This window comes from Novosphingobium sp. ERN07 (genome assembly GCF_012641335.1).
GTDB lineage: Bacteria > Pseudomonadota > Alphaproteobacteria > Sphingomonadales > Sphingomonadaceae > Novosphingobium.
On the sequence record NZ_JABAID010000001.1, the window covers coordinates 392159 to 415216 of the forward strand.

At 62.2% G+C, this 23058-nt stretch carries 23 protein-coding genes; 12 read left to right on the forward strand and 11 right to left on the reverse strand.

Translation table 11 applies throughout. The features are described 5' to 3' along the window. Positions 1 to 45: 45 nt before the first annotated feature. The 5 genes from HGI47_RS01975 to HGI47_RS01995 all read left to right on the forward strand — a co-directional run bounded on the left by HGI47_RS01975 (position 46) and on the right by HGI47_RS01995 (position 4921). Complete coding sequence (locus HGI47_RS01975; RefSeq protein WP_168851078.1) at positions 46 to 1143, forward strand: CDP-alcohol phosphatidyltransferase family protein; 1098 nt, start codon at positions 46 to 48, stop codon at positions 1141 to 1143. Positions 1144 to 1248: 105 nt separating this feature from the next. Further along, entirely contained in the window at positions 1249 to 1965 is a 717-nt protein-coding gene (locus HGI47_RS01980) for an NTP transferase domain-containing protein (protein WP_168851079.1), read from the forward strand. Then, positions 1962 to 2666 carry an HAD family hydrolase gene (locus HGI47_RS01985; protein WP_168851080.1) on the forward strand — a complete coding sequence of 235 codons (705 nt, stop codon included), beginning with the start codon at positions 1962 to 1964 and terminating at the stop codon, positions 2664 to 2666. Before HGI47_RS01980 ends, HGI47_RS01985 begins: the two co-directional genes overlap by 4 nt. Positions 2667 to 2950: 284 nt before the next feature. Then, on the forward strand, positions 2951 to 4051 hold the full coding sequence (locus HGI47_RS01990) for an inositol-3-phosphate synthase (protein ID WP_168851081.1): 1101 nt from the start codon (positions 2951 to 2953) through the stop codon (positions 4049 to 4051). Between the two features lie 111 nt (positions 4052 to 4162). Continuing rightward, positions 4163 to 4921, forward strand: coding sequence for an NTP transferase domain-containing protein (locus HGI47_RS01995; RefSeq protein WP_168851082.1), 759 nt, complete (start codon positions 4163 to 4165; stop codon positions 4919 to 4921). Positions 4922 to 4953: 32 nt separating this feature from the next. Here the strand turns inward: HGI47_RS01995 and HGI47_RS02000 are convergent, their stop codons facing one another. Continuing rightward, positions 4954 to 5448 carry a DUF2141 domain-containing protein gene (locus HGI47_RS02000; RefSeq protein ID WP_168851083.1) on the reverse strand — a complete coding sequence of 165 codons (495 nt, stop codon included), beginning with the start codon at positions 5446 to 5448 and terminating at the stop codon, positions 4954 to 4956. A 346-nt stretch (positions 5449 to 5794) separates the two neighbouring features. Between HGI47_RS02000 and rpe the strand changes: the two genes are divergently transcribed. Genes rpe through purH form a run of 3 tightly spaced genes read left to right on the forward strand, consistent with a single transcriptional unit; the run spans position 5795 to position 9971 of the window. After that, positions 5795 to 6454: a ribulose-phosphate 3-epimerase gene (rpe, locus tag HGI47_RS02005; protein WP_168851084.1), complete on the forward strand. Its 660-nt coding sequence runs from the start codon at positions 5795 to 5797 to the stop codon at positions 6452 to 6454. A 1-nt stretch (position 6455) separates the two neighbouring features. Beyond that, the gene (locus HGI47_RS02010; RefSeq protein ID WP_168851085.1) at positions 6456 to 8366 is read left to right on the forward strand and encodes a heparinase II/III family protein; all 1911 of its coding nucleotides are present in this window, start codon (positions 6456 to 6458) and stop codon (positions 8364 to 8366) included. Between the two features lie 15 nt (positions 8367 to 8381). After that, positions 8382 to 9971 carry a bifunctional phosphoribosylaminoimidazolecarboxamide formyltransferase/IMP cyclohydrolase gene (gene purH / locus HGI47_RS02015; RefSeq protein ID WP_168851086.1) on the forward strand — a complete coding sequence of 530 codons (1590 nt, stop codon included), beginning with the start codon at positions 8382 to 8384 and terminating at the stop codon, positions 9969 to 9971. A gap of 80 nt (positions 9972 to 10051) precedes the next feature. On the opposite strand, the gene HGI47_RS02020 is transcribed toward purH, so the two are convergent. From HGI47_RS02020 to HGI47_RS02065, 10 genes are all read right to left on the reverse strand, one after another. Then, positions 10052 to 10669 (reverse strand): cell wall hydrolase, encoded by a 618-nt coding sequence (locus HGI47_RS02020; protein WP_168851087.1) that lies wholly within the window; start codon positions 10667 to 10669, stop codon positions 10052 to 10054. Between the two features lie 211 nt (positions 10670 to 10880). Next, positions 10881 to 11222 carry a DUF1491 family protein gene (locus HGI47_RS02025; protein WP_168851088.1) on the reverse strand — a complete coding sequence of 114 codons (342 nt, stop codon included), beginning with the start codon at positions 11220 to 11222 and terminating at the stop codon, positions 10881 to 10883. A gap of 11 nt (positions 11223 to 11233) precedes the next feature. Then, complete coding sequence (locus HGI47_RS02030; protein WP_168851337.1) at positions 11234 to 11719, reverse strand: PaaI family thioesterase; 486 nt, start codon at positions 11717 to 11719, stop codon at positions 11234 to 11236. After that, positions 11709 to 12170: a PTS sugar transporter subunit IIA gene (locus HGI47_RS02035; RefSeq protein ID WP_168851089.1), complete on the reverse strand. Its 462-nt coding sequence runs from the start codon at positions 12168 to 12170 to the stop codon at positions 11709 to 11711. Before HGI47_RS02035 ends, HGI47_RS02030 begins: the two co-directional genes overlap by 11 nt. Positions 12171 to 12327: 157 nt before the next feature. Beyond that, positions 12328 to 12912: a ribosome hibernation-promoting factor, HPF/YfiA family gene (gene hpf, locus HGI47_RS02040; protein ID WP_168851090.1), complete on the reverse strand. Its 585-nt coding sequence runs from the start codon at positions 12910 to 12912 to the stop codon at positions 12328 to 12330. A 59-nt stretch (positions 12913 to 12971) separates the two neighbouring features. Next, positions 12972 to 13673 (reverse strand): DNA polymerase III subunit epsilon, encoded by a 702-nt coding sequence (gene dnaQ, locus HGI47_RS02045; RefSeq protein WP_168851091.1) that lies wholly within the window; start codon positions 13671 to 13673, stop codon positions 12972 to 12974. 49 nt (positions 13674 to 13722) lie between these two features. Then, on the reverse strand, positions 13723 to 14328 hold the full coding sequence (coaE, locus tag HGI47_RS02050) for a dephospho-CoA kinase (RefSeq protein ID WP_168851092.1): 606 nt from the start codon (positions 14326 to 14328) through the stop codon (positions 13723 to 13725). Further along, positions 14325 to 15182, reverse strand: a complete 858-nt coding sequence (gene aroE, locus HGI47_RS02055) for a shikimate dehydrogenase (RefSeq protein WP_168851093.1) — start codon at positions 15180 to 15182, stop codon at positions 14325 to 14327. The genes coaE and aroE overlap by 4 nt, the downstream gene beginning before the upstream one ends. After that, complete coding sequence (locus HGI47_RS02060) at positions 15179 to 15766, reverse strand: nucleoside triphosphate pyrophosphatase (protein WP_168851094.1); 588 nt, start codon at positions 15764 to 15766, stop codon at positions 15179 to 15181. Before HGI47_RS02060 ends, aroE begins: the two co-directional genes overlap by 4 nt. Next, entirely contained in the window at positions 15763 to 16605 is an 843-nt protein-coding gene (locus HGI47_RS02065) for a pyruvate, water dikinase regulatory protein (protein ID WP_168851095.1), read from the reverse strand. Before HGI47_RS02065 ends, HGI47_RS02060 begins: the two co-directional genes overlap by 4 nt. A 349-nt stretch (positions 16606 to 16954) precedes the next feature. Between HGI47_RS02065 and hemE the strand changes: the two genes are divergently transcribed. From hemE to HGI47_RS02085, 4 genes are all read left to right on the forward strand, one after another. Then, a complete protein-coding gene (gene hemE / locus HGI47_RS02070) occupies positions 16955 to 17980 on the forward strand; it encodes a uroporphyrinogen decarboxylase (RefSeq protein WP_168851096.1) in 1026 nt (341 codons plus the stop codon). A gap of 82 nt (positions 17981 to 18062) precedes the next feature. Next, positions 18063 to 18506 (forward strand): CopD family protein, encoded by a 444-nt coding sequence (locus HGI47_RS02075; RefSeq protein WP_168851097.1) that lies wholly within the window; start codon positions 18063 to 18065, stop codon positions 18504 to 18506. Between the two features lie 431 nt (positions 18507 to 18937). Continuing rightward, on the forward strand, positions 18938 to 20194 hold the full coding sequence (rho, locus tag HGI47_RS02080) for a transcription termination factor Rho (RefSeq protein ID WP_168851098.1): 1257 nt from the start codon (positions 18938 to 18940) through the stop codon (positions 20192 to 20194). A 308-nt stretch (positions 20195 to 20502) separates the two neighbouring features. Beyond that, positions 20503 to 23046, forward strand: coding sequence for a helicase-related protein (locus HGI47_RS02085; RefSeq protein WP_240949918.1), 2544 nt, complete (start codon positions 20503 to 20505; stop codon positions 23044 to 23046). Positions 23047 to 23058 lie beyond the last annotated feature (12 nt).

Below are 23058 nucleotides of genomic sequence, written 5' to 3' on the forward strand. Positions count from 1 at the left end.
AGGCCGAGGAAAGTGCCGATGGCGCACACTATAAGGCAGACGCGCTTGGGTAATCCGTTTTTCGTCGCGATTCCAGCCAGTTCCTTTCTGAAACGCCGGATCGGCGGGATCACTGGAATCGCGCGTGGAATCATCCTTGCGGACCTTGCGGGCGCAAATGGCGTGTTCGTCATCGCTGATCGGGTTATCGAGGAAGACTGGCGCAAGAGCTTCGCCCTGCGCGCGCGTCCCCTGCCGCAAGTCACGGTGGTGGCCTCTGCCGATCAGCTTCCCCCCGGCACCGCGATGCTTCCCGCAGAAGCCCTGCCCACCAAAACCGTGCTCGAAGCGCTGGCCAATGACCCGACTCTGACATTCGCCTCCGGCGATGCCCGGCTTGTCCGCGAAAAGGACGATCACGCCACGGTCATGACTCTGCTGCGCGGAACGCTGAAATCCACCGAAGGACCGGTTGGACGCTGGATCAACCGGCCAATCTCGTTCCGCATGTCGGCACTGGCGCTCAGGCTTGGCATCGGGCCGGATCCGATAACATGGTTCACGCTGATGCTGGCGATGGTCATGGCCGTGGTCCTTGGGCAGGGCGGGGTGGAATGGCTCGCGCTGGGCGGCCTGCTGTTCCAGATCGTGTCGGTCACCGATTGCGTCGATGGCGATATCGCGCGCGTTTCATGGGCGATGAGCCGACGCGGCGCGCTGCTTGATACCGCCTGCGATACCGTGGCCAATTTCGGCTTCGTGATTGGCCTGATGACCGGCGTCGTGCGCACCTATGGCGTGGAATACGCATGGATCGCGCTGGCCTGCGTGGTCATGCTTTTGTGCGGCATCACCGCCATGAGCATCCTTCTGCGCCTTGGCCCCAAACGCGGCAGCTTTGACGTATTGCGTGCCGCGCTCACACGCCGGCTGGAAGGCAGGCCGGTGCTGCAATCGGTGACGCTAGCGGTAGAGCGGCTGTTCAAACGCGACGTCTATGTCCTTGTCGCTTGCGGATTTTGTCTCTTCGGGCTGGCATGGGTTCTGCCGGGTATGCTGCTGGGCGGCCTGTGCATCTGGCTGGGCGCTGTGGCGTGGTGTGCCCCGCTGATCGCCGCCGACAGCGAAGGGTTGCTGCTGCCACCGCATATGCGCCAGTTGTAAAGCAGGCGTAACTGAAAGCCGTCAAAGTCCTGCCCCCTCTTGCAGGATGCTCAAGGTTCCCCCAAATTGGTTGTGACGATCTGCAACCGGGAACCGAGACACAGAATGATTGGCGTGATCCTGGCTGCGGGCCGCGGAAGCAGGCTTGGCGATGCGACCGAGTCCCTGCCAAAGCCGTTGATGGCCGTCGCCGGCCGGACCTGCCTAGACTTTGCGATCGAAGCTCTGCTGGCAGTGGCGAGCGATGTTGTCGTCGTCACCGGATACCGCGCAGAGCTGATCGAACAACACATTGCTCGCGAATGGCCGTCCGCTCCCGTGCGCACCGTGCGCAACGTGCTGCTCGAAGCAGGCAACCTCACCTCGCTCGGCGCGGCGCGGCCGCTGATGGGGCAAAGCTGCTTCGTGGTAACCAATGCCGACCACCTTTTTCCCGGCACCATGTACACGCGCCACTTTGCGCCATCAGAGACCGGAATCGGCATCGCCTGCGAACGGGAACGGCCCGTGCTGCCCGATGAGATGAAGGTGATCGAGAAAGACGGTCTTCTCGTAGAGATATCCAAGACTCTGCCGCGCTATGACGGTGCCTACATTGGCACGACCTTTGTCGGGCAAGACCGCGTTCAGACCTATTGGGACGCGTTCGACCGGGTTCATGCCAGCCAGGACATCGCCACCGCCTCTGTCGAGATGGTGCTGCACGAACTGGCCCGCGATTGTGCCAGCGCGCCACAGGTCTGCTGGCTGTCGGGCCTGAAATGGTTCGAGGTCGATACGCCCGAAGATCTGGCCGTCGCACGTGAAAGCCTGACGGCATGACGCAAGGCGCAGCGGCCTTTTCGCAAAGCGATAGTGCCGACCCCGTAAAACTGCTGGTGTTCGACCTTGATGGCACGCTTGTGCCCACGATGGAGGACTATGCCGATCGCGCCGCTCAACTGATGGAAGAAGCATTCGGCACGCCCCTTGCTGAAGCACGCCTTTCCTATTTCGCCACTTCCGGCCTGCCGTTCGAACGGCAGTTGCGCCAGCTTTATCCCGCACAGGAAACCGATCCTGTGGCGGAACGTTTCGAAGCGTGGAAGGACGGCTATCTTGCCGGAATTACCATCGCGTCGGACACAGCCGCATTGCTGGAAAGCTGGCGCAAGTCCGGGCTTCTGGTGGCCATTTCGTCCAACAATCTCGAACTCTACGTTGATCGTCTGGCGCGAGACTGGCCGGTCGATTGCGCACTGGGCTATCGCGCGGCCCAAGGCAGCGATTCCGGCTTTGCCAAAGGCGAAGCGCACTTCCGCGCGCTCGAACAGCGCTTCGGCATCAATCGTTCGGAATTTCTGTTCACCGGAGATTCACCGAACGACGCCCACATCGCCGCAGCGGCCGGGGTGCGGTTTCGCGCCTTGTTGACAGATGCGTTTACCGCGCATGATTTCGAGAAGGCTGTGCCGGGCACTCGCACGCTGTCTTCGCTTGCCGAACTTGGTGGCGTTTTTGCCACGGTTCCGGCAAACGGGTGACAGGGAGCGGTACCTGAGCGGAAACGCACTATCGCGTGCAGCATTTTTCCGTTAAGGGCCGCGTCCCATCGGAAGATGCTGTCTCTTGCGCGCCTGATCTATTGTGCGGCGCAGGAAACAGGGTGCGGACGAGGAACCCGGTAGACCGTGCCGTTGCAACCGGCGGGTCAGCCGATTCCTCGTGACCAACTGAGGAATCGGCTTGCATTCGATGGCATTTCGGTATTTTGAGGCAGTTTGATTACAGCCGCTTTAATGCGCCTGTCTGATAGGGATCGTTATTCATGAAGCCAATCAAGGTCGCCGTGATCGGCGTGGGCAACTGCGCTAGCTCGCTGGTGCAGGGTGTAGCCTACTATCGCAACAACAATTCGTCGCAGGGCCTCATCCACGACCGCATTGGCGGATATGGCGCCGGTGACGTCGATTTCGTGCTCGGCGTCGATGTCGATGCGCGCAAGGTCGGCAAGGATATTGCCGAAGCCATCTTCGCGGCTCCGAACAACACCACCGTGTTCCAGACCAACGTGCCGATGACCGGTGGCAAGGTGATCATGGGCCGCGTGTCTGACGGCGTTGCCGCACACATGACCTCGGTCGGTGAAAAGGGCTTCATCGTGGCGGACCAGCCCGAAGCCACCCAGGCAGATATCGTCAAGGCTCTGAAGGATTCGGGCGCTGAAGTGCTGCTCAACTTCCTCCCCGTCGGGTCGCAGGAAGCCACCGAATTCTATATGGAATGCGCGCTCGAAGCCGGCGTTGCGGTGGTCAACTGCATGCCCGTGTTCATCGCTTCGACCCCGGAATGGGAAGCGAAGTTCCGTGAAAAGCGGATCCCGATCGTGGGTGACGACATCAAGGCGCAGGTCGGTGCCACCATCGTCCACCGCGTTCTGTCGAGCCTGTTTGCTGCACGCGGCGTCAATGTCGAACGTACGTACCAGCTCAACACCGGCGGCAACACCGATTTCATGAACATGCTCGACCGTCAGCGTCTGGGCAGCAAGAAGGAATCGAAGACCGAAGCCGTGCAGGCCATGCTTGCGACTCGCCTTGAAGACGAAAACATCCACGTTGGCCCTTCGGACTATGTTCCTTGGCAGAAGGACAACAAGCTGTGCTTCATCCGCATGGAAGGCCAGCAGTGGGGCAACGTGCCCATGAATCTCGAACTTCGCCTCTCGGTTGAAGACAGCCCCAACTCTGCGGCTTGCGTCATGGACGCGATCCGTTGCTGCAAGGTTGCGCTTGATCGTGGTGAAGGCGGTGCGCTGATCGGCCCGTCGGCCTATTTCTGCAAGCACCCGCCGCAGCAGTTCAACGATGATGTTGCCGCCCAGATGGTCGAGGAATACGCCTCGGTCGAAAAGCTGGCAGCAGAATAAGCGAAGCCTTTCGCGCAAAGGATCAGGGCCGACCGGACGCAAGTCTGGTCGGCCCTTTCCATTTGCCGCCCCTTTCATTTTTCTGGCGAACCCGTTAGGCGAACAACCGTCATGGATGCCCTGATCATCGCCGCAGGTTTCGGCAGCCGTCTGGCTGACCTATCGCCATCGAAGCCGCTTACACCGGTTGCCGGGGTGCCGCTGATCGAAATCGGCGTGCGTCAGGCCATGCTCGCAGGCATAACGCGGGTCGTCGTCGTCACCGGCCATCATGCCGACATGCTCGAAGCCTTCTTGGCCGAACTCTCACTGCGCGTCGGCGTGGAGATCGTGCCCGTTCGCCTGACCAACTGGTCCACTCCTAATGGCCATTCGGTCATGGCAGGGGCAACGCGGTGTGATGGCAATTATCTGCTGATGATGGCCGATCACATGTTCGATGCCGATATCCTCGCCCGTCTGATGCTGGAAGATCGACCTACGCGTGGCGTAACGCTGGCGGTGGATCGCCGCATCGACAATCCGCTGGTCGATCCCGATGATGCCACGTGGGTGAGGATGGACGACGATGGCCGGATCACCGCCATCGGCAAGACCATCGCACCTTACGATGCCGTCGATTGCGGCGCGTTTCTTGCCACGCCTGAACTGGCTATCGCCATCCGCGATGCCATTGCCGATGGCAAGTCGGGCAGTCTTTCCGACGGAATGCAGCGTCTGGCTGACGCTGGGCGTGCCGGAACGATGGATATCGACGAAGCCTGGTGGATGGACGTGGACGATCCGCGCGCCCACGCACTAGCCGAAGAGCTAGCCCCCTGGCATCTCGCGCAAACGTTCGCCGCTATCGGCGTTCCTGCGGGCGAGTAAGATTGGGGAGCGCGAACGCTCCCCGTTCACCCTTACGGATACTTGAGGTGAATCCGGGTCGACAGACCCGACTTCGAGATGTTCAGCCGCACCGAACGGAACGAGGGAATGCTCGCAATCGTCGGCGGGTTGTTGGAAAAGCCGAAGCCTTCTTCGGGCAGTCCCAGCACCCCGCTGCGCTTGAGATTCCGGCTCGCATCCTCGTCATGGTAGACGGCCAGAGCATAGACACCAGGCTTGGGCACGAACAGGCACATGCGCGTTTCCGGCGCAGTCGCATCGACACGCCCAACGTACATCGAGCCTTTCTTGACGAGGAACTTGCGCGGTTCATCGGCATAGAGCGTCACCGCCATCAGGCCGTTGCCGTTGCGCACGCCATCAACCGTCACATTGATCCAGGTATCGCTGACCGGCCCGGCGCAGTTGGGTGCATTCGCGCTCGCCACACTGCTCGCCCCGGCAAGGGCAGCAATCGCAGCAGCAAAAGCAGTGGCCGTGGCGTGCCAACGTCTCGGCTTGTTCATATTCAAAAAGCCCCGATTTCGATGTGTCTGTCTAGGCGGTGCGCCGGCAAGGTTCGCCATGAACCTCGTTTATGACGCCAATGTTCCGTCCGCTTCGTCGGCGGCATACCGCCATATCGCTGCATCGTTAAGTATGATTCGTGCCGTGAACGCGCCCTGAACTCTCTCGCAACCCACAGTTCAGCGGCAAACCGCCCCCGATACGGGACATTCCGTGTGGATAAGCGGGGCCCGAATGCTTGTTCCGCCGATTCCCCAAAGCTAAGCGAAATGGTGTGGGGTGGCCGTTTGCGGCACCGGTGCGTGTTGGGATGACCTGCCTCCGCTTGCAGGATAACGCCGCCCGATGACCCCGCTGATTTCTCCTTCGATCCTTTCCGCCGATTTTTCGAAGCTTGGCGAAGAAGTGCGCGCAATCGATGCTGCCGGGGCAGACTGGATTCACGTCGATGTGATGGATGGTCATTTCGTGCCCAACATCACGATTGGCCCAATGGTGGTAAAGGCGCTGCGCCCGCACACGGCCAAGCCGTTCGACGTGCACCTGATGATCTCGCCGGTCGATTCCTATCTGCAGGCATTTGCCGATGCCGGGGCCGATATCATCACCGTCCACCCTGAGGCTGGGCCGCATATTCACCGCACCGTCCAGGCGATCAAGGGTCTGGGCAAGAAGGCTGGCGTTTCGCTCAATCCCGGAACGCCTGCCAAGATGCTCGATTATCTGATCGATGATGTCGATCTGGTCCTGATCATGAGCGTCAATCCCGGCTTTGGCGGGCAAAGCTTCATCTCCAGCCAGCTTCGCAAGATCGAGGCCGTGCGCAAGATGATCGACAAGTCGGGCCGTCAGATTCATCTCGAAGTCGACGGTGGCGTGGATACCACTACAATCCGCTCCTGCGTCGATGCGGGGGCAGATGTTCTGGTCGCCGGTACGGCTTCGTTCAAGGGCGGACCATCGCAATATGCGGCAAATATCGCAGCACTGAAGGCTTTGGGCTGATATGATGGACAGCGGCTTCCCTCTCGTCGGAAGCCGCCCGGCGGCGGCCGGTTCGCCACCCGCAATTCCGCTGAGTGCAACGCAGGAGGAACCGCTGGCCGAACCGCTCGACAGTGCTAAGCCAATCGGCACTGCACCTCCGGCCATCGTAACCGACGCGACCGCAATGGAACCGGGCGTCGTCGAACCCGGCAGAGCACTTGCCCTTGCCGATTTCGCGCCGCCAGCGCTGGGTGCCGGGGACAGGCTGGTCCGCTTCGCCTACAGCCTCGGCCTGCCCGCCAGCGCAATCCATCCGTTCCGCAAGCGCGCCAGAACGCGGCTGACCGCAACGGTACTGCCCCCGCTGGCTGGCGATGCCGCTGCGGGTAAGGCGCTGCGCGCGGGGCACTTCCTCGTCTATGGCTTCAAGTCCGCCATTGCCGACACCGCCTTTTCCGGCCCACGCCTGCCACCTCCGTTCGAACGCATGGTTCACGGCTTCCGCTGGCTGCGTGATCTCGAATGCGGCGGCACCCGCGCGCAATGCGCCCAGGTGGCAGAGCGGATTCTTGCCACGTGGCTCACCGCCAATCCCAAGCCCGATCCGACGCCCGCGTGGGATGTCGGCAATGTCGGCCATCGCCTGCTGAACTGGATGGTGCACGCGCCGCTGCTGCTTTCCGGGCAGGACCGCACGTTCCGCAACCGCATCCTCCACACGATTGAAGATACCGCCCGCTGGCTTGATCGCCGCGTGACCAAGGCGGATGACCGGCTTGGCGAAGTCGCGGGCTGGTGCGGCCTCGTTGCTACCGGCCTGATCATGGCCGAGGGCAAGGCACGCCGCCTTTATGCCGAAGCGAGGCTGGTGCGGGCCTTGGGCGAATTGATCAGCGACGATGGCGGCGTGCTGTCGCGCAGCCCGGTCTGCCAGATCGAGACCATCGAACTGCTGATCGCGCTGCGTGCCTGCTACGAAGCCGTGCGCGAAGAGCCGCTGCCTCAGATCCAGACGATGCTTGCCCTGCTGGTCCCGCCGCTGCTGGCGCTGCTGCATGGCGATGGCGCGCTGGGCAACTGGCAGGGTGCAGGTGCTGTGTCAGCCGATCAGATTGCAATGCTGGTCAAGGCCAGCGGTGTGCGCACGCGCCCGCTGCGCGATGCACGGCAGTGGGGGTATCAGCGCGCCACGGCGGGCAAATCCGTGCTGCAATTCGATGCCGGACCGCCACCCGTTGCCCGCCACGCGCGCGATGGCTGCGCGTCGACGCTGGCATTCGAATTCAGCCACGGCATGGACCGCCTGATCGTCAACTGCGGCGGGGCGGCCTTTGCCGGCGGCATGATCCCGCTGCGGCTTGAACAGGGGCTGCGTGCCACCGCGGCCCATTCGACGCTGACAATCGACGATTTCAATTCCACCGCCGTGCTGATCAACGGGCGCATCGGTTCGGGCGTGTCCGAAGTCGAAGTGGATCGCCGCACCCTTTCAGCAGATGCCAGCGGCCCCACCGGCGCAGGTGGAGGGGCCACGCGGATCGAAGCCAGCCACAACGGCTATGTCAGCCGCTACGGCCTTGTCCATCGGCGTATCCTGATCCTGCGCGATGACGGGACCGAGCTGCGCGGCGAAGACCTGCTTGTACCGTCAGGGCGCAAAGGCAAGCGCGGCACCATCGGAGTCGCCTTGCGCTTCCACCTCGGCCCGCATATCGAGCTGGCCGCCAGCACGGACGGGAAAGGCATAACGCTCGCCCTGCCCGACGGCAGCCTGTGGCAATTCCGGTCTGGCCGCGATCCGATCTCGGTCGAGGAAAGCCTCTGGGCAGATGGTCAGGGACGGCCTGTTGGCACGCGCCAGCTCGTCGTCACCGCCAAGGTTCCCCGCAGCGGAGAAAGCTTCTCCTGGCTGCTCAAGAAGATGCGCTAAAACAGGAATTTTCACGTGAGCGAAGTTACGATCAAGCGGGCACTGCTTTCGGTGTCCGACAAATCAGGCCTTGTCGATCTGGGCAAGTCCCTGGCCGCGCGCGGTGTTGAACTGCTGTCCACCGGCGGGACTGCCAAGGCCCTGCGCGATGCAGGCCTCACCGTAAAGGACGTGTCCGAGCACACCGGCTTTCCCGAAATGATGGATGGGCGCGTCAAGACGCTGCACCCCACGATTCACGGCGGGCTTTTGGCCGTGCGCGACAATCCCGAACACGCCGCTGCAATGGCCGAACACAGCATCGGCGCAATCGATCTGGTTGTCGTCAACCTCTACCCCTTCGAAGCCACGGTGGCGAAAGGTGCAGAACGTGACGAGGTGATCGAGAACATCGATATCGGCGGTCCTTCGATGGTGCGCTCTGCCGCGAAGAACCACGAATATGTCACCATCGTCACCGATCCGGCAGACTACGCTGACCTTCTGGCCGAACTGGAAAGCACTAACGGCGCCACCAGCCTTGCTTTCCGCCGCCTGATGGCCGCCCGCGCTTTTGCCGCGACAGCGACCTACGACAGCATGATCAGCCAGTGGTTCGCCTTTGCCGATCAGCAGCAGATGTTCCCGGAAACGCTCGCCGTCATCGGCAAGCGCGTGGAAGAACTGCGCTATGGCGAAAATCCGCACCAGAAGGCCGCGCTCTATGTCCCGCGCGGACCTTTCGGCAAGGGCATCGCCCAGGCCGAACAGATTCAGGGCAAGGAACTGTCCTACAACAACTACAACGATGCCGATGCCGCGTTCGAACTGGCCGCAGAATTTCGCGGACAGGCCCCGGCCGTGGTCATCGTCAAGCACGCCAACCCCTGCGGCGTCGCGCAGGCTTCAAACCTGCTCGACGCATGGCAGGGCGCGCTGGCCTGCGATGATGTTTCGGCTTTCGGCGGCATCGTTGCCACCAACGTGCCGCTCGATGGCCCAACCGCCAACGCAATCTGCGAGATCTTCACCGAAGTCGTTATCGCACCTGCAGCCGACGACGCGGCCAAGGAAGCCTTTGCACGCAAGAAGAACCTGCGCCTGCTGCTGACCGGCGACCTGCCCGATCCGCGCCGGGGCGGGCTGATGGTCAAGCCGATCACGGGTGGCCTGCTGGTCCAGAGCCGCGACAACGGCGTCGTCTCGCTCGATGACCTGAAGGTTGTGACCAAGCGCCAGCCGACCGAACAGGAACTGAAAGACTGCCTCTTCGCCTGGACTGTGGCGCGCCACGTCAAGTCCAACGCAATCGTCTATGCCAAGGACGGCGTTACCGCAGGCATCGGCGCTGGCCAGATGAACCGCCGCGATTCCAGCCGCATCGCCGCAATGAAGGCTGCTGAAGCCGCCGAAAAGTTTGGCTGGGCGCAATCGCGCACGATGGGTTCGGCCGTCGCCTCGGACGCCTTCTTCCCGTTTGCGGACGGATTGCTGGCAGCCGTGGAAGCTGGCGCGACTTGCGTGATCCAGCCCGGCGGATCGATCCGCGATGAGGACGTGATTGCTGCTGCCGATGAAGCAGGCCTCGCAATGGTCTTCACCGGAATGCGCCACTTCCGCCACTGAGCCGAAGGGCACATGCCCCATGAAAAAGGGCCGGTTCCATTGCGGAACCGGCCCTTTTTCATATCCTGAAAGCGGCACGATCAGCGGTAGAAGATGTGACCGTCCACCTTGGCCATGCGGGTCTTGCCCCAGCGCGGCGAAACATGCGTGGCATGGAAGAACATTGCGCCTTCGACCGGGCTTTTCCACAAACCATCGTCAGCGATCTGCGCGATGCGCACAGCCGTCTGCCAAGCGCGGCTTTCGCGGTTGATTGCGGGCATCGCATGGCCGCGGATGAACGAGAACTGCGACGGCTGATAGACCACACCGCAGTATGACGACGGGAAGCGGCCCGAATTGGCGCGCGCCACGATCACGCGGCCTACGGCCAACTGGCCGGCTAGCGATTCGCTCTTCGCTTCGAAGAACACGGCACCAGCAAGGCACTCAAGCTCGTTCGAAAGCGTGGCGGGAATGTCGGTTTCTGCAACCAGCTCGGCAAGCGAGGAAGCGTCGGCTTCGCTGCTGTCTGCCGGGGCGTCCTGCTGCGCATTGGCAAGCGGCTGCACCACGGGCTGGGAGATAAAGGTCGCTGCGATGGCGACCGGAGCATTGATGCTCTGTGCGGCGGCGTGGGAACCACCGGTGCTGAGAAGGGTTGTGATAAAAGTCGCAGCGAGGCTCAGCGTTGCTGCGTATTTGAACTTGGTGCTCATTCTATATCGTCATTGGGCGGTGAGCTTCCGGGCATGGCGCGATGTCGCGCCGGTCCTGCGGAATTTCCGCCTTCCAGCCAGACATCGAAGGGCCATGTCGGTTGCCCCCCGTCTGCGTGCCAATGCGGGTCAGCCCTCATGCCGCCCAACACCGCCTGCGCAAAATCGGTAGCGCGCCTTTAAGGGTGCTCCGCCAAGAGTCAACCCGCGTTCAGGCTGGCGTCAGGTTGTCCCGGATGAAGCGTTCCCGGTCCGCGACAGTCAGTTCGACTATCCACACGTCACAGTCCTGCTGGCTACGCCGGTTCAAATAGTCATCAAAATCCGATTTATTATCAGATACTTGAACTCTTGATTCCTGCCATTTGCGTGTACCATCAAGCTGCGGCATCCGTTCATAAAGAACGCCAAGTCCCTGATTATCAACCAGAACGATAAGGATGGTGCCGCCGTCCCGCTCGCCCTTGTGCAGCACCATGCCAAAGCCACCCACGGCCTGCACGGCTCGGACGAATCCGTTCACTTCGACATGTGCGGGAAGCCTGCCGTCCATCCGCCAGCCGTTCAGGCCAGCGCCGCGCGCAGACCGGCGTTGTATCCATCAAGGCTGGACAACGGAATGCGCGACCGTTGGAATGTGCCCGTCCCGCGCCCCACTTCCTCACCTTCTGCATCGATCAGCCGCGATTCGGCCACCAACACGCGGCGGCGCCCGGAAATCCAGCGGCCTTCCGCAATAACGCGCCCCTCACGGATCGGTTTGCTGAAAAACAGGTTGAACGATGTCGTCAGCAGGAAACGGTCCGTCACCAGCGTGTTCGCTGCATAGAACGCCGCATCATCCAGCATCTTGAAATAGATCGTGCCATGCGCCGCGCCTGCCGCATGAAAGCACGAGGGCGTTACATCAAAATGGATGCGCGCAATGCCTTCGCTGGCAATTTCCAGACGGGATTCAAACAACTGGTTGACCGGGGCCGAACCATAAAGGCCTTCCAGTGCCCGCCAATGCAGCGCAGCACTGTCGGCACCGCCGCTTTCAGGCGGCATCGCGATCAATGACGTTCACCAGCAGGCCATAAAGCGCTTCGGCATCGGGCGCAGCCACCAGCCGTTCGTGCATCCGTTCATCACGCATCAGGCGCGAAATCGCGGCCAGCGCCTGAAGATGCGACGCCCCCGCCTGCGAGGGTGAAAGCAGGCCGAACACGCAATCCACCGGCATTCCATCAGCCGAAGCAAACTCCACCGGATCGGTAAGACGGAAGAATGCCGCAACGGGACGCTCCAGCCCATCGATCCGCGCATGGGGAATGGCAACGCCCCGTCCAAAGCCGGTGCTGCCCAGCTTTTCACGCTCTTCGATGCCATCGATCACCGTATCGCCATCAAGCGCATAGACCGAGGCAAAGCAGGCCGCGAGATCGGCAAGGATCTGCTGCTTGGTATCGGCGCGGATCACCCGCACAGCTTGCTGATCAAGGGTAAACAGAGACGACATAACGCTTGGAAGGTATCACATTAGTGCAAACGCACGGTGAATTGGGCCGCGCCATGCGCCCGAATGTCTGGCAAGGCAAGCGTAAAGCGTTTCGTCACACTCGCGAAAAATAGCCGCACCGGGAGATGGCTTCTCATCTCCCGGTGCGCCAAGGGCATTACTTCGGTTCAACCCAGCCGATCGAACCGTCGCCACGGCGGTAGACCATGTTGTGCGCACCCGTGCCCGCGTTCTTGAACAGCAATGCGTTGGTGTTGCGCAGATCGAGCATCATCACCGCATCCGAAACCGTGGCGGTCGGCACGTCGACGCGGGTTTCAGCGATGACCAGCGGTGCATCGGCGGGTTCATCCTCGCTCACCTCATCGTGGACGAACACGGTGTAGGCGGCTTCCTGCGCCTCGAACGCAGCTTCTTCGGATTTGCGCGCATGATCGGCGCCTTCATGCCGGTCCTTGATGCGGCGACGATAGCGGCGGAGCTGCTTTTCGATCTTCTCGGCCGACTGGTCGAGCGCAATGTGCGCATCCTGTGCCACGGCACTGCCCTTAAGGATCAGACCTTGCGTCACGTGCGTCACGATATCACAGCGGAAACCGCCGTGGGGGGCCTTCCCCAAAGTCACCTGGCTGGAAAGCGCTCGGGAAAAGTGCTTGTCGACGATAGCGCCAAGACGCTCTTCGGCATGGGTCTGCAGTGCAGCGCCGGTTTCGACCTGGTGTCCCGAAACGCGAATATCCATATCTTACTTCTCCTGTCACTCGGGCGAGCCGCCCCGATAACGCAGATCAGCAACGCCTTTCAGCGCGACCAGATCGGCTCGCTGAAACCCGCCATGAACTGGTCATGACGGGCAAGCTCCTCGGCGCTCGCGACATGCGGGCGCGGGGAACGGTATGTGCGGGTGACGCTGCTGGCGACCGTCACGGTCTCCTGCGCCACGGTCATATCGGCTCTTGCGGCGATATCCGCCGCCAGTTCAAGGCCGATCTGCCTGCCGCCCATCAGCTCGACATAGAGCTGGGCCAGCAGTTCCGCGTCCAATAGCGCCCCGTGCTTGGTCCGGTGGCTGCGGTCTATGCCGTAGCGCGAACACAAGGCATCGAGGCTGAGCTTGGCACCGGGGTGCTTGCGGCGGGCAATCCCCACCGTATCGACCATCCGGTCCCGGCTGACGGGTTCAAGCCCGCACATCTCAAGCTCGGTGTTGATGAATCCAAAGTCGAACCCCGCATTGTGCGCGACCATTGGCGAATCACCGATGAAGGTCAGGAAATCGCCCGCCCTTTCGGCAAATTTCGGCTTGTCCGAAAGGAACGTTATCGACAGGCCGTGAACGGCCTCGGCTTCTGCCGGCATGTCACGCTCAGGGTTGAAGTAACAATGGAAAACCTCACCCGTGGGCACCCGGTTCACCATTTCGATGCAGCCGATCTCGACCAGCCGATCCCCGCTTCTGGGGTCCAGCCCGGTCGTCTCGGTATCGAAAACGATCTCACGCATTGAAAGATATGTGGACCCGCAACAGGGGGCTGGCAAGGGGGAGTCAGGGCTACTGATGCGGGTTTTTTTCCCGGATGGCCGCAACCAGCGCGGCCACCTGTGCCTCAGTCTCGGCCAGCGTCACGCCGGTGTCGATCACATGATCCGCCCGCGCCCGCTTTTCGGCGTCAGGCACCTGCAGCGAAAGGATGTGCGCAAACTTTTCCGCCGTCATCCCCGGCCGCGCCAGCACGCGCTTGCGCTGCACATCGGCAGGGGCCGAAACCACCATTACCGCGTCGAGATCCTTCCCGTGCCCTTTTTCGTACAGCAGCGGAATATCGAACACGACCAGCCGCTCGCCCATGTGTTCGATCATGAAAGCTTCCCGCATTCGCGCCACGGCCGGATGCACGATGGCCTCCAGCCGCTTCAGCGCCTGCGCATCGCCAAAAACGACCGCGCCCAGTTCCTGCCGCTTCACGCCATCCGGCCCTGTCGTGCCGGGGAAAGCCTCCTCGATGGCAGGCAGCAAGGCCCCCCCCGGCCCTTGCAGATGATGGACCGCCGCATCGGCATCGAACACCGGCACGCCCAGTTCGCGCAGCATCATCGCCACGGCAGATTTGCCCATGCCGATCGAACCGGTCAGCCCCATCACGAATGGCCTGCTCATGCCAGCAACCTTGCCCGCAATTCCACGTCAGCTTCCCCACGCGGCGGCACCGCACCAAAAAAGCGCCGGAACGCATGATCCGCCTGCCCAATCAGCATCGAAAGCCCGTCTACCGTGCGGAATCCCGCCGCCTTTGCCGCTTTCAGAAAATCGGTTTCCAAAGGCGATGTGACGATATCGTAGAACACCGACCCCGGTGGTGCGTGGCTCATGTCGAAAACCAGCGGCGGCTGCCCGCTCATCCCCAGCAAAGATGCATTCACCACCAGATCCAAACAGCCTTCGCGGTCGTCAAAGGCAAAGTCGGTAGCATCGGCAAAGTGATCGAGCGGCGCGACATGATGCTCCCCCTCAGGATCAAGCTCACTCAGCAAATCACGCGCCTTTTCAACGTTTCGCCCCGCCAGCACGATGGTCATATGCTCGTCCGCCAGCGCGGCAATGATCGCCCGCGCCGCGCCGCCTGTGCCCAGCACCCGCGCCATGCGGAAATAGTGCGTGCGGTCCAGTTCATTGCGCAGCGGTTCCAGAAATCCCGGCGCATCGGTATTGTATCCCACCAGCGCGCCATCTTCGGGCACAATTGTGTTCACCGCACCAATCCGCGCCGCCAGCGGATCGAGCCGGTCGAGCAAAGGGATCACCGCCTGTTTGTGCGGCATGGTCACATTGCAACCGCGCCAGTCGGGGTCATTTCGCCGCGCCGCCAGATAGTCCGCCAGCCCCTCGGCTTTCACATGCGTTCGTTCATACCGTCCTTCCAGCCCCAGCTTTTCCAGCCAGAAACCGTGGATCACCGGTGATTTCGATTGCGCAATCGGATCCCCGATCACTTCGGCATAAGGCCCACTCAAGACGGCAATTCTCCTTCACCCCGCAAGGCTTCAAGCAACGCCAATAGCGGCATCCCCAGCACGGTGAAGTGGCTGCCCTCGATCTTCTCGAACAGTTGCACGCCCAGCGCCTCGATACGGAACACACCGACGCAGCCGGAAACGGCGGGCCATTCCCTGTCGAGATAGCTCTGGATAAAATCGGGAGAAAGCGTGCGAACCCGCAGGATTGCTGTCTCGCAGGTTTTCCACACTACCTTGCCATCGCGCATCAGGACAGCAGCGGAATGAAGGTGCATCTCCTTGCCGGAGAAGAATTCCAGATGCTCCGCCGCGTTTTCCCGGCTCACCGGCTTGTCGAACTGCCGCCCGGACACTTCCACCAGCGAATCCCCGCCCAGCACCAGCCGCCCGGCCATGCCCAGCGAAACGCCCAACGCCTTGGCTTCGGCCAGCACGCTGGCAATCTGGCATCCCGGAACGCCAATGAGTTCGCGCTTGATCGCCCCTTCATCCACATCAGAAGACCGCGCTTCGAAGGGCACCCCTGCGGCCTCAAGCATCATTTTGCGCGATGCGCTCTGGCTCGCCAGAACAAGCGTCATATCGGTTTCACTCCATCCCCACTGCCACCCGCAGCGGCGCGCTCATTATACAGGTTGATCACTGCCGCCGCCGTTTCCTCGATTGAGCGGCGCGAAACGTCGATCACCGCCCAGCCATTGTCGGCAAACATGCGGCGTGCAAACTGCACTTCGCGCGTGACCTGATCGTTGTCCACATATGCCGTCTCCGGCGCCTGATTCAACGACAGCAGTCGGTTGCGCCGCACCGCGATCAGCCGCTCCGGGCTGGTCGTCAGCCCCACCACCAGCGGCCTACGCAACGAAAACAGCATGGGTGGTGGCGGGCTTTCGACCACGATGGGAATGTTCGCCACCTTGTATCCGCGATTGGCAAGGTAGATCGAAGTCGGCGTCTTCGAACTGCGCGAAACACCTGCCAGCACGATGTCCGCTTCTTCCCAGTTCTCCCAGTTCACGCCATCGTCATGGGCAATCGTGAACTGGATCGCATCGACGCGCGCAAAATAGGCCTCGTCCATCATGTGCTGTCGCCCCGGCCGCCCCTTGGCCTGAACGCCAAGCTGCTGCTGCAAGGCATCGGTCACCGCATCCAGCGCAGGCACCATCGGCAGGCCCAGGGCGGCGCAGCGCTGCTCCAGCCGCTCGCGCGTTTCAGGATTGACCAGCGTGAACAGCACCAGCCCCGGATTTGAGGCGATTTCGCCCATGATCCGGTCAAGATGCTGCATGGATCGCACCATCGGCCAGAAGTGCCGCACCACGTCCGCCCCATCGAACTGCGCCAGCGCAGCCTTGGCGATCATTTCCAGCGTTTCGCCAGTGGAATCCGACAGGAGATGCAAGTGCAGACGCTGCATTCACAGGCTTTCGTGGGCGTTCTGCCGGCTTGCGGGAGAACCTTGTGGACAGAGGTCCGATAAACCACGGGAGAGAGCCGGGGACAAGTTTGCCCCGCAGATTCACCCTCGTTCCGAGTCCCTTTCAACGCCGCTTGTGGACAGGTGGACAGGCTTTTCCCCAGCCTGTGGAGAGCGTTGAGAACTTCGCCTTGACCGGATTCCGCACAGAGTCGCGAAAGCGGAAAACAGTGGAAGCGGACTCACAAATCGGGCAGATCGCCGCAATCCCCGGTTTCCACAGGGCCAACAAACACCTTCAACCTGATTCAATAAGAATCTTATTTAGTAGATTGGACGAAAGCGCACGATGCCCGGCCCTCTTCTCGAAACGCTCCGTGGCGCCAATCTTTCCCGCCGACCGATCTGGCTCATGCGACAGGCCGGGCGCTATCTTCCCGAATATCGTGAGCTGCGCGCCGAAAAGGGCGGCTTCCTCGCGCTGGTCTACGATACCGATGCCGCGGCAGAGGTCACCGTGCAGCCGATCCGCCGTTTCGGTTTCGATGGAGCAATCCTCTTTTCCGACATCCTGATCGTCCCTTACGCGATGGGACAGGATCTCCAGTTCCTCGCCGGTGAAGGTCCGCACCTCTCCCCCCGGCTGCTCGATGCCACGCTGGAAAGCCTCACAGCCGTGCCAGAGCGCCTTGCCCCGATCTACGAGACGGTGGCCAAGGTGAAAGCGCAGATCGCGCCTGAGACCACCCTGCTCGGCTTTGCAGGCAGCCCGTGGACGGTCGCCACCTACATGGTCGCAGGCGAAGGCAGCCGCGATCACCACGATACCCGCGCGCTCGCCTATCGCGATCCTTCCGCGTTTCAGGCGATCATCGATGCGATCACCGACGTGACCATCGAATACCTGTCTGGCCAGGTTGAAGCAGGCGCCGAAGGCCTGCAACTGTTCGATTCATGGGCCGGCAGCCTTTCCCCCGCGCAGTTCGAACGTTGGGTCATCGCACCCAACGCAAAAATCGCCGCAGAGATGCAGCGCCGCTACCCGCACGTCCCCATCATCGGCTTTCCGAAAGGCGCAGGCGAAAAGCTCGCTGCCTATGCCCGCGAAACCGGCGTCAATGCCGTCGGCGTGGACGAGACCATCGACCCGCTCTGGGCCGCGCGCGAATTGCCCGCAAACATGCCGGTGCAAGGCAATCTCGATCCGCTGCTGCTCCTGTCAGGCGGCCCGGATCTGGAAACGCAGACCATCCGCGTGCTCGAAGCCTTTGCCGACCGCCCGCATGTGTTCAATCTCGGCCACGGCATCGGCCAGCACACGCCCATCGAAAACGTCGAAGCGCTGCTAAAGATTGTGCGGGGCTGGTCGCGCTGACTTTCAGAACGTCTTGCAAACAGCGCCACCCGCGCCGAAATAGCCCCCACGGGGGCGCAAACGGCAGGCGGACGCGCGAAACATGCAGCAGGTATTGGCGATGCTCTATCTCTGGCTGAAGGCCGGCCATGTCATCTTCGTGATCTTCTGGATGGCGGGCCTGTTCATGCTGCCGCGCTTTTTCGTCTACCATCAGGAAGCGCCCGAAGGTTCACCCGAAAACGCCGCGTGGATCGACCGGGAGGCCAAGCTGATGAAGATCATCATGTGGCCCTCGCTCGTTGTGGTCTGGGTGCTGGGCCTTGCGCTGGCGATGGAGATCGGCGCGTTTAGCCAGGGCTGGTTCCACGTGAAGCTGGCATTCGTGCTGGTGCTCACCGCCTATCACTTCTGGCTGGCCCAATATGCGCAGAATCTCGCTGCCGGTGTCCGCAGGCTGTCCGGCAAGAAGCTGAGGATGCTCAACGAAATCCCCGGCGTGGCCGCAGCGGTGATCGTGATCATGGTGATCGTAAAACCGTTCTGACCCATCTCCCCTCCCGCACGCGGGAGGGGTTGGGGGAGGGCTTGTTTGCGCATCCTTACCCGCGCAAAACCCGCAATCCATCGCGCATTGCATTGCGCATAAGCACAGGCGCGCTGCGCAAGTGTTTCCACTGCGATCCCCAGGCATTTGCCCGGACATCGTGTGCTTCGGGACGCGGAAAAGCACGCCTGTGGCGTGGCAGTCTGATCATCGTTCCATCCTCTCGTCTTGATCGGCCGGCTTTCCGGCTCCATGATCAGGAACGTATCACTTTCCGCCCGGTTTCCACAATTGACTAAGCCTTCGCGCAGGAATATCCCGCGCGCAGACCGGAACATCGATGCGCTGCCGCAGATGCAGCCGCCCTCTTGCTTTCTCCAAGCCCCTCAGAGGCTTCCGGCCATCACCTGAATCTTTGGAATTTAACGAAAATGCACCTGAAAGAACTCAAACAGAAGACCCCCGCAGAGCTGGTCCAGATGGCCGAAGAGCTGGAGGTCGAAGGCGCCAGCACGATGCGCCGCCAGGATCTGATGTTCGCGATCCTCAAAGAAATGGCCGAAGACGGCGAGGAAATCCTCGGCATCGGCACGATCGAGGTTCTGCCCGATGGCTTCGGCTTCCTGCGCAGCCCCGAAGCGAACTACCTCGCCGGGCCGGACGACATCTACGTTTCGCCCAATCAGGTCCGCAAATGGGGCCTGCGCACGGGCGATACCGTTGAAGGCGAAGTCCGCGCGCCCAAGGATGGCGAACGCTATTTCTCGATCTCGCGCCTGATCAAGGTGAACTTCGACGAACCGGAGGCCGTGCGTCACCGCGTCAATTTCGATAACCTCACCCCGCTCTATCCGAACGAGCGCCTGAAGCTTGATACGCTGGACCCCACGGTCAAGGACAAGTCGGCCCGCGTGATCGATCTGGTCAGCCCGCAGGGCAAGGGCCAGCGCGCGCTGATCGTGGCCCCGCCGCGCACCGGCAAGACCGTGCTGCTGCAGAACATGGCCAAGGCCATCACCGACAATCACCCGGAAGTGTTCCTGATCGTCCTGCTGGTCGATGAACGCCCCGAAGAAGTCACCGACATGCAGCGCAGCGTGAAGGGCGAGGTCATCTCCTCGACCTTCGACGAACCCGCCACGCGCCACGTGCAGGTTGCCGAAATGGTCATCGAAAAGGCCAAGCGCCTTGTCGAACACAAGCGCGACGTGGTGATCCTGCTCGATTCGATCACCCGCCTTGGCCGCGCCTACAACACCGTTGTCCCGTCATCGGGCAAAGTGCTGACCGGCGGTGTCGATGCCAACGCTCTCCAGCGGCCCAAGCGCTTCTTCGGCGCTGCCCGCAATATCGAGGAAGGCGGCTCGCTTTCCATCATCGCCACCGCGCTGATCGATACCGGCAGCCGCATGGACGAAGTGATTTTCGAAGAGTTCAAGGGCACCGGCAACTCGGAAATCGTGCTGGACCGCAAGGTTGCCGACAAGCGCATCTTCCCTGCGCTGGACGTGGGCAAGAGCGGAACCCGCAAGGAAGAACTGCTCGTACCGAAGGACCAGCTCACCAAGATGTGGGTGCTGCGCCGCATCCTCATGCAAATGGGCACCATCGACGCGATGGAATTCCTTCTCGACAAGATGAAGGATTCCAAGACCAACGAAGACTTCTTCGCCACGATGAACCAGTAAGACGCGAGGCCCGGAGAAATCCGGGCCTTTTCGTTATTCACCCCTCCCGCTAGCGGGAGGGGCCGGGGGAGGACATGTTACCAAGAACGGCCCGCCGCCCTGATTTTCATCACCCAAGTTTTCTTTCCTCGTCACCCCCGCGCAGGCGGGGGTCCAGCAAAGCTGAAACGTCGTCGCACCGCGATGGCCCTTTTCTCGCTGGATTCCTGCCTTCGCGGGAATGACGAAGGCAGGTTGGCAACGCGAGCAGGGGATAAAAATCCCCCCCTCGCTTGTTTCATCCCATCATGCCCGCCACATTCCCAAGCATGGCCCCGCGCACACCCGCTTCGCCTCGCAAGCCCGCCGCTACCGGCGTGGTCAAGGCAGTGCTTGGCCCCACCAATACCGGCAAGACGCACCTCGCCATCGAACGCCTCTGTGCGCATTCCTCCGGTGCCATCGGCTTCCCGCTCAGGCTGCTTGCCCGCGAAGTCTATGATCGCGTTTGTGCGATCAAGGGTGCGGAAAATGTCGCGCTGATCACCGGCGAAGAACGCATCGAACCCAAAGGCGCGCGGTGGCACCTCTGCACCGTAGAGGCCATGCCTTCGCGCCCCGATCTCGCGTTCGTCGCGCTCGACGAGGCGCAGCTTTCAGCCGATCCCGAACGCGGCCATGTGTTTACCGACCGTTTGCTGCACACGCGCGGCCGCGAAGAAACGATGCTGCTTGGCTCGTCCACGCTCGAACCCATGATCAAGGCGCTGGTGCCCGAAGCTGAAGTGGTCACCCGCCCGCGCTTCTCAACGCTCACCCACGTCGGCGCAAAGAAGCTTTCACGCATACCCCCGCGCAGCGCGATTGTCGCGTTCAGTGCGGAGCAAGTCTATGTCATGGCCGAAATGCTCCGGCGTTTCCGGGGCGGTGCAGCCGTCGTCATGGGCGCACTTTCCCCCCAGACGCGCAACGCCCAGGTTGCGATGTATCAGGCGGGCGAAGTCGATTATCTCGTCGCCACCGATGCCGTGGGCATGGGTCTCAATCTCGATGTCCATCACGTCGCCTTCGCAGGCCTGTCCAAGTTCGACGGCCACCGCCAGCGTCGGTTGACGACTTCGGAAATGGCCCAGATTGCCGGCCGCGCCGGTCGGCACCAGCGCGATGGCACGTTCGGCACGCTGGCAGGGGCCGGTGGCCATGACCCGGAATTTACCCCGGAAGAAATCTACGCGATCGAGGAACACCGCTTCCCGCCCCTCACCCGCCTGTTCTGGCGCGAGGCGGAACCTCGCTTCGATAGCGTCGCCACATTGATCGAAGACCTTGAAAGCCTGCCCCCGCTCCCGCAACTCGCCACGCCCCCGCAGGCGATAGATCTCGCCGTGCTCAAGCATCTGGCCGAAGAACCGGAAGTCACAGCCAGCGTGCGCGGGGTGCGCTCGGTCCAGCGGTTCTGGGATGTTTGCCGCCTGCCCGATTTCCGTGCGCAAGGTGCCGAAACGCACAGTCGCTTCATCAGCCGCCTGTGGCAGGATTTGCGCGGCGGTTACCTTGGTGCCGATTACGTCGCGCAGGCCATTGCCCAGCTCGATAATCCTGCGGGCGATATCGACACCTTGCAGGCTCGCATCGCGGCGATCCGGTCATGGTCCTACATCGCCCAGCGCCCCGATTGGGTGTTGGCCAAAGACGAAATGTCCGCCCGTGCTCGCGCGGTGGAGGCCCGGCTTTCGGATGCGCTCCACGCTCGCCTGACCGAACGTTTCGTCAACCGCCGCACCGCGGTGCTGATGCGAAAGGCCGGGGCCGATGCAGGCCTGTTGCCGGTCCGCCTCTCCGATGAAGGCGCGCTGCTGGTCGATGATGAACCCATCGGCCATATCGAAGGCTTTCGCTTTGCCGTCGATCCCCTCGCCCGCGCCGAAGATCGCAAATTGCTGCTGGCGGCTGCCGAACGCCACCTGCCCGGTCTGCTCGCTGCCCGTGCCGATGCGCTGGTAAAGGCCGCCGCGCAGCCGCAAGGGCTGGCGTTCGAAGATACCGCGCTGGTTTGGCAAGGCACCGTCGTTGCCCGGCTCGAACGGGGCCGCCGCCTGCTCGAACCCCGCCTGCGCCCCGACCCTGCTTTAGATCGCCTCTCCGCGCCCAACAAGGCTCGCGTCACGTCCGCACTCGAAGCATGGCTCGCCGCGCACCACGCGCATGTTCTTGCTCCGCTTCTTGCGCTTGATCAGGCAAGCCGCGATCCGGCCTCCGGCCCGGAACTGCGCGCCCTTTTGCTGCATCTGGTCGAATTCGGCGGCGTTCTGGCGCGTGACGATTCCGGGCTGGATCGGCTCGACGCGATGCAGCGCAAGCAGTTGAAATCGCTGGGCGTGCGCATCGGCTCGCTCGATCTGTTCCTGCCTGCCGCGTTGCGCCCCGCCGCCATACATGCCTGGCATCGCCTCGCCCGCCTGTGCGCTCGTCCCGCGCCATTGCCGCCCGAAGCGATGCAACCGGTCGTCCACGCCAGGATCGCGCCTGCCGGATACCGCCGTCTTGGCCACGAATCGCTGCGTGTCGATCTGGCGGAAAAGCTGCTCCATGCCGCGCACCGCACCCGTATGGGCACCAAAGCGCGTCGCGTGTTTCTCGATCCCGCCATCGCCCGTTCGATGAACCTTTCGACCGCCGCCTATGCTGCCTTGTTGCGCTCAGCCGGCTTTCGCGTCCACATGGGCCGCCCCTTGCCCGAAAAGGCCTATGGCCCGCCCCAGCCGCCACTGTGGGATTGGCGCCCATCGCGCAGCCAGCCCGCACCTGATATCGTTCCCCAAAGACCGGCAACCGGCGCTTTTGCGGCGCTGGCCGAACTGGTCGTCAGATAACGAAGGGAGAGG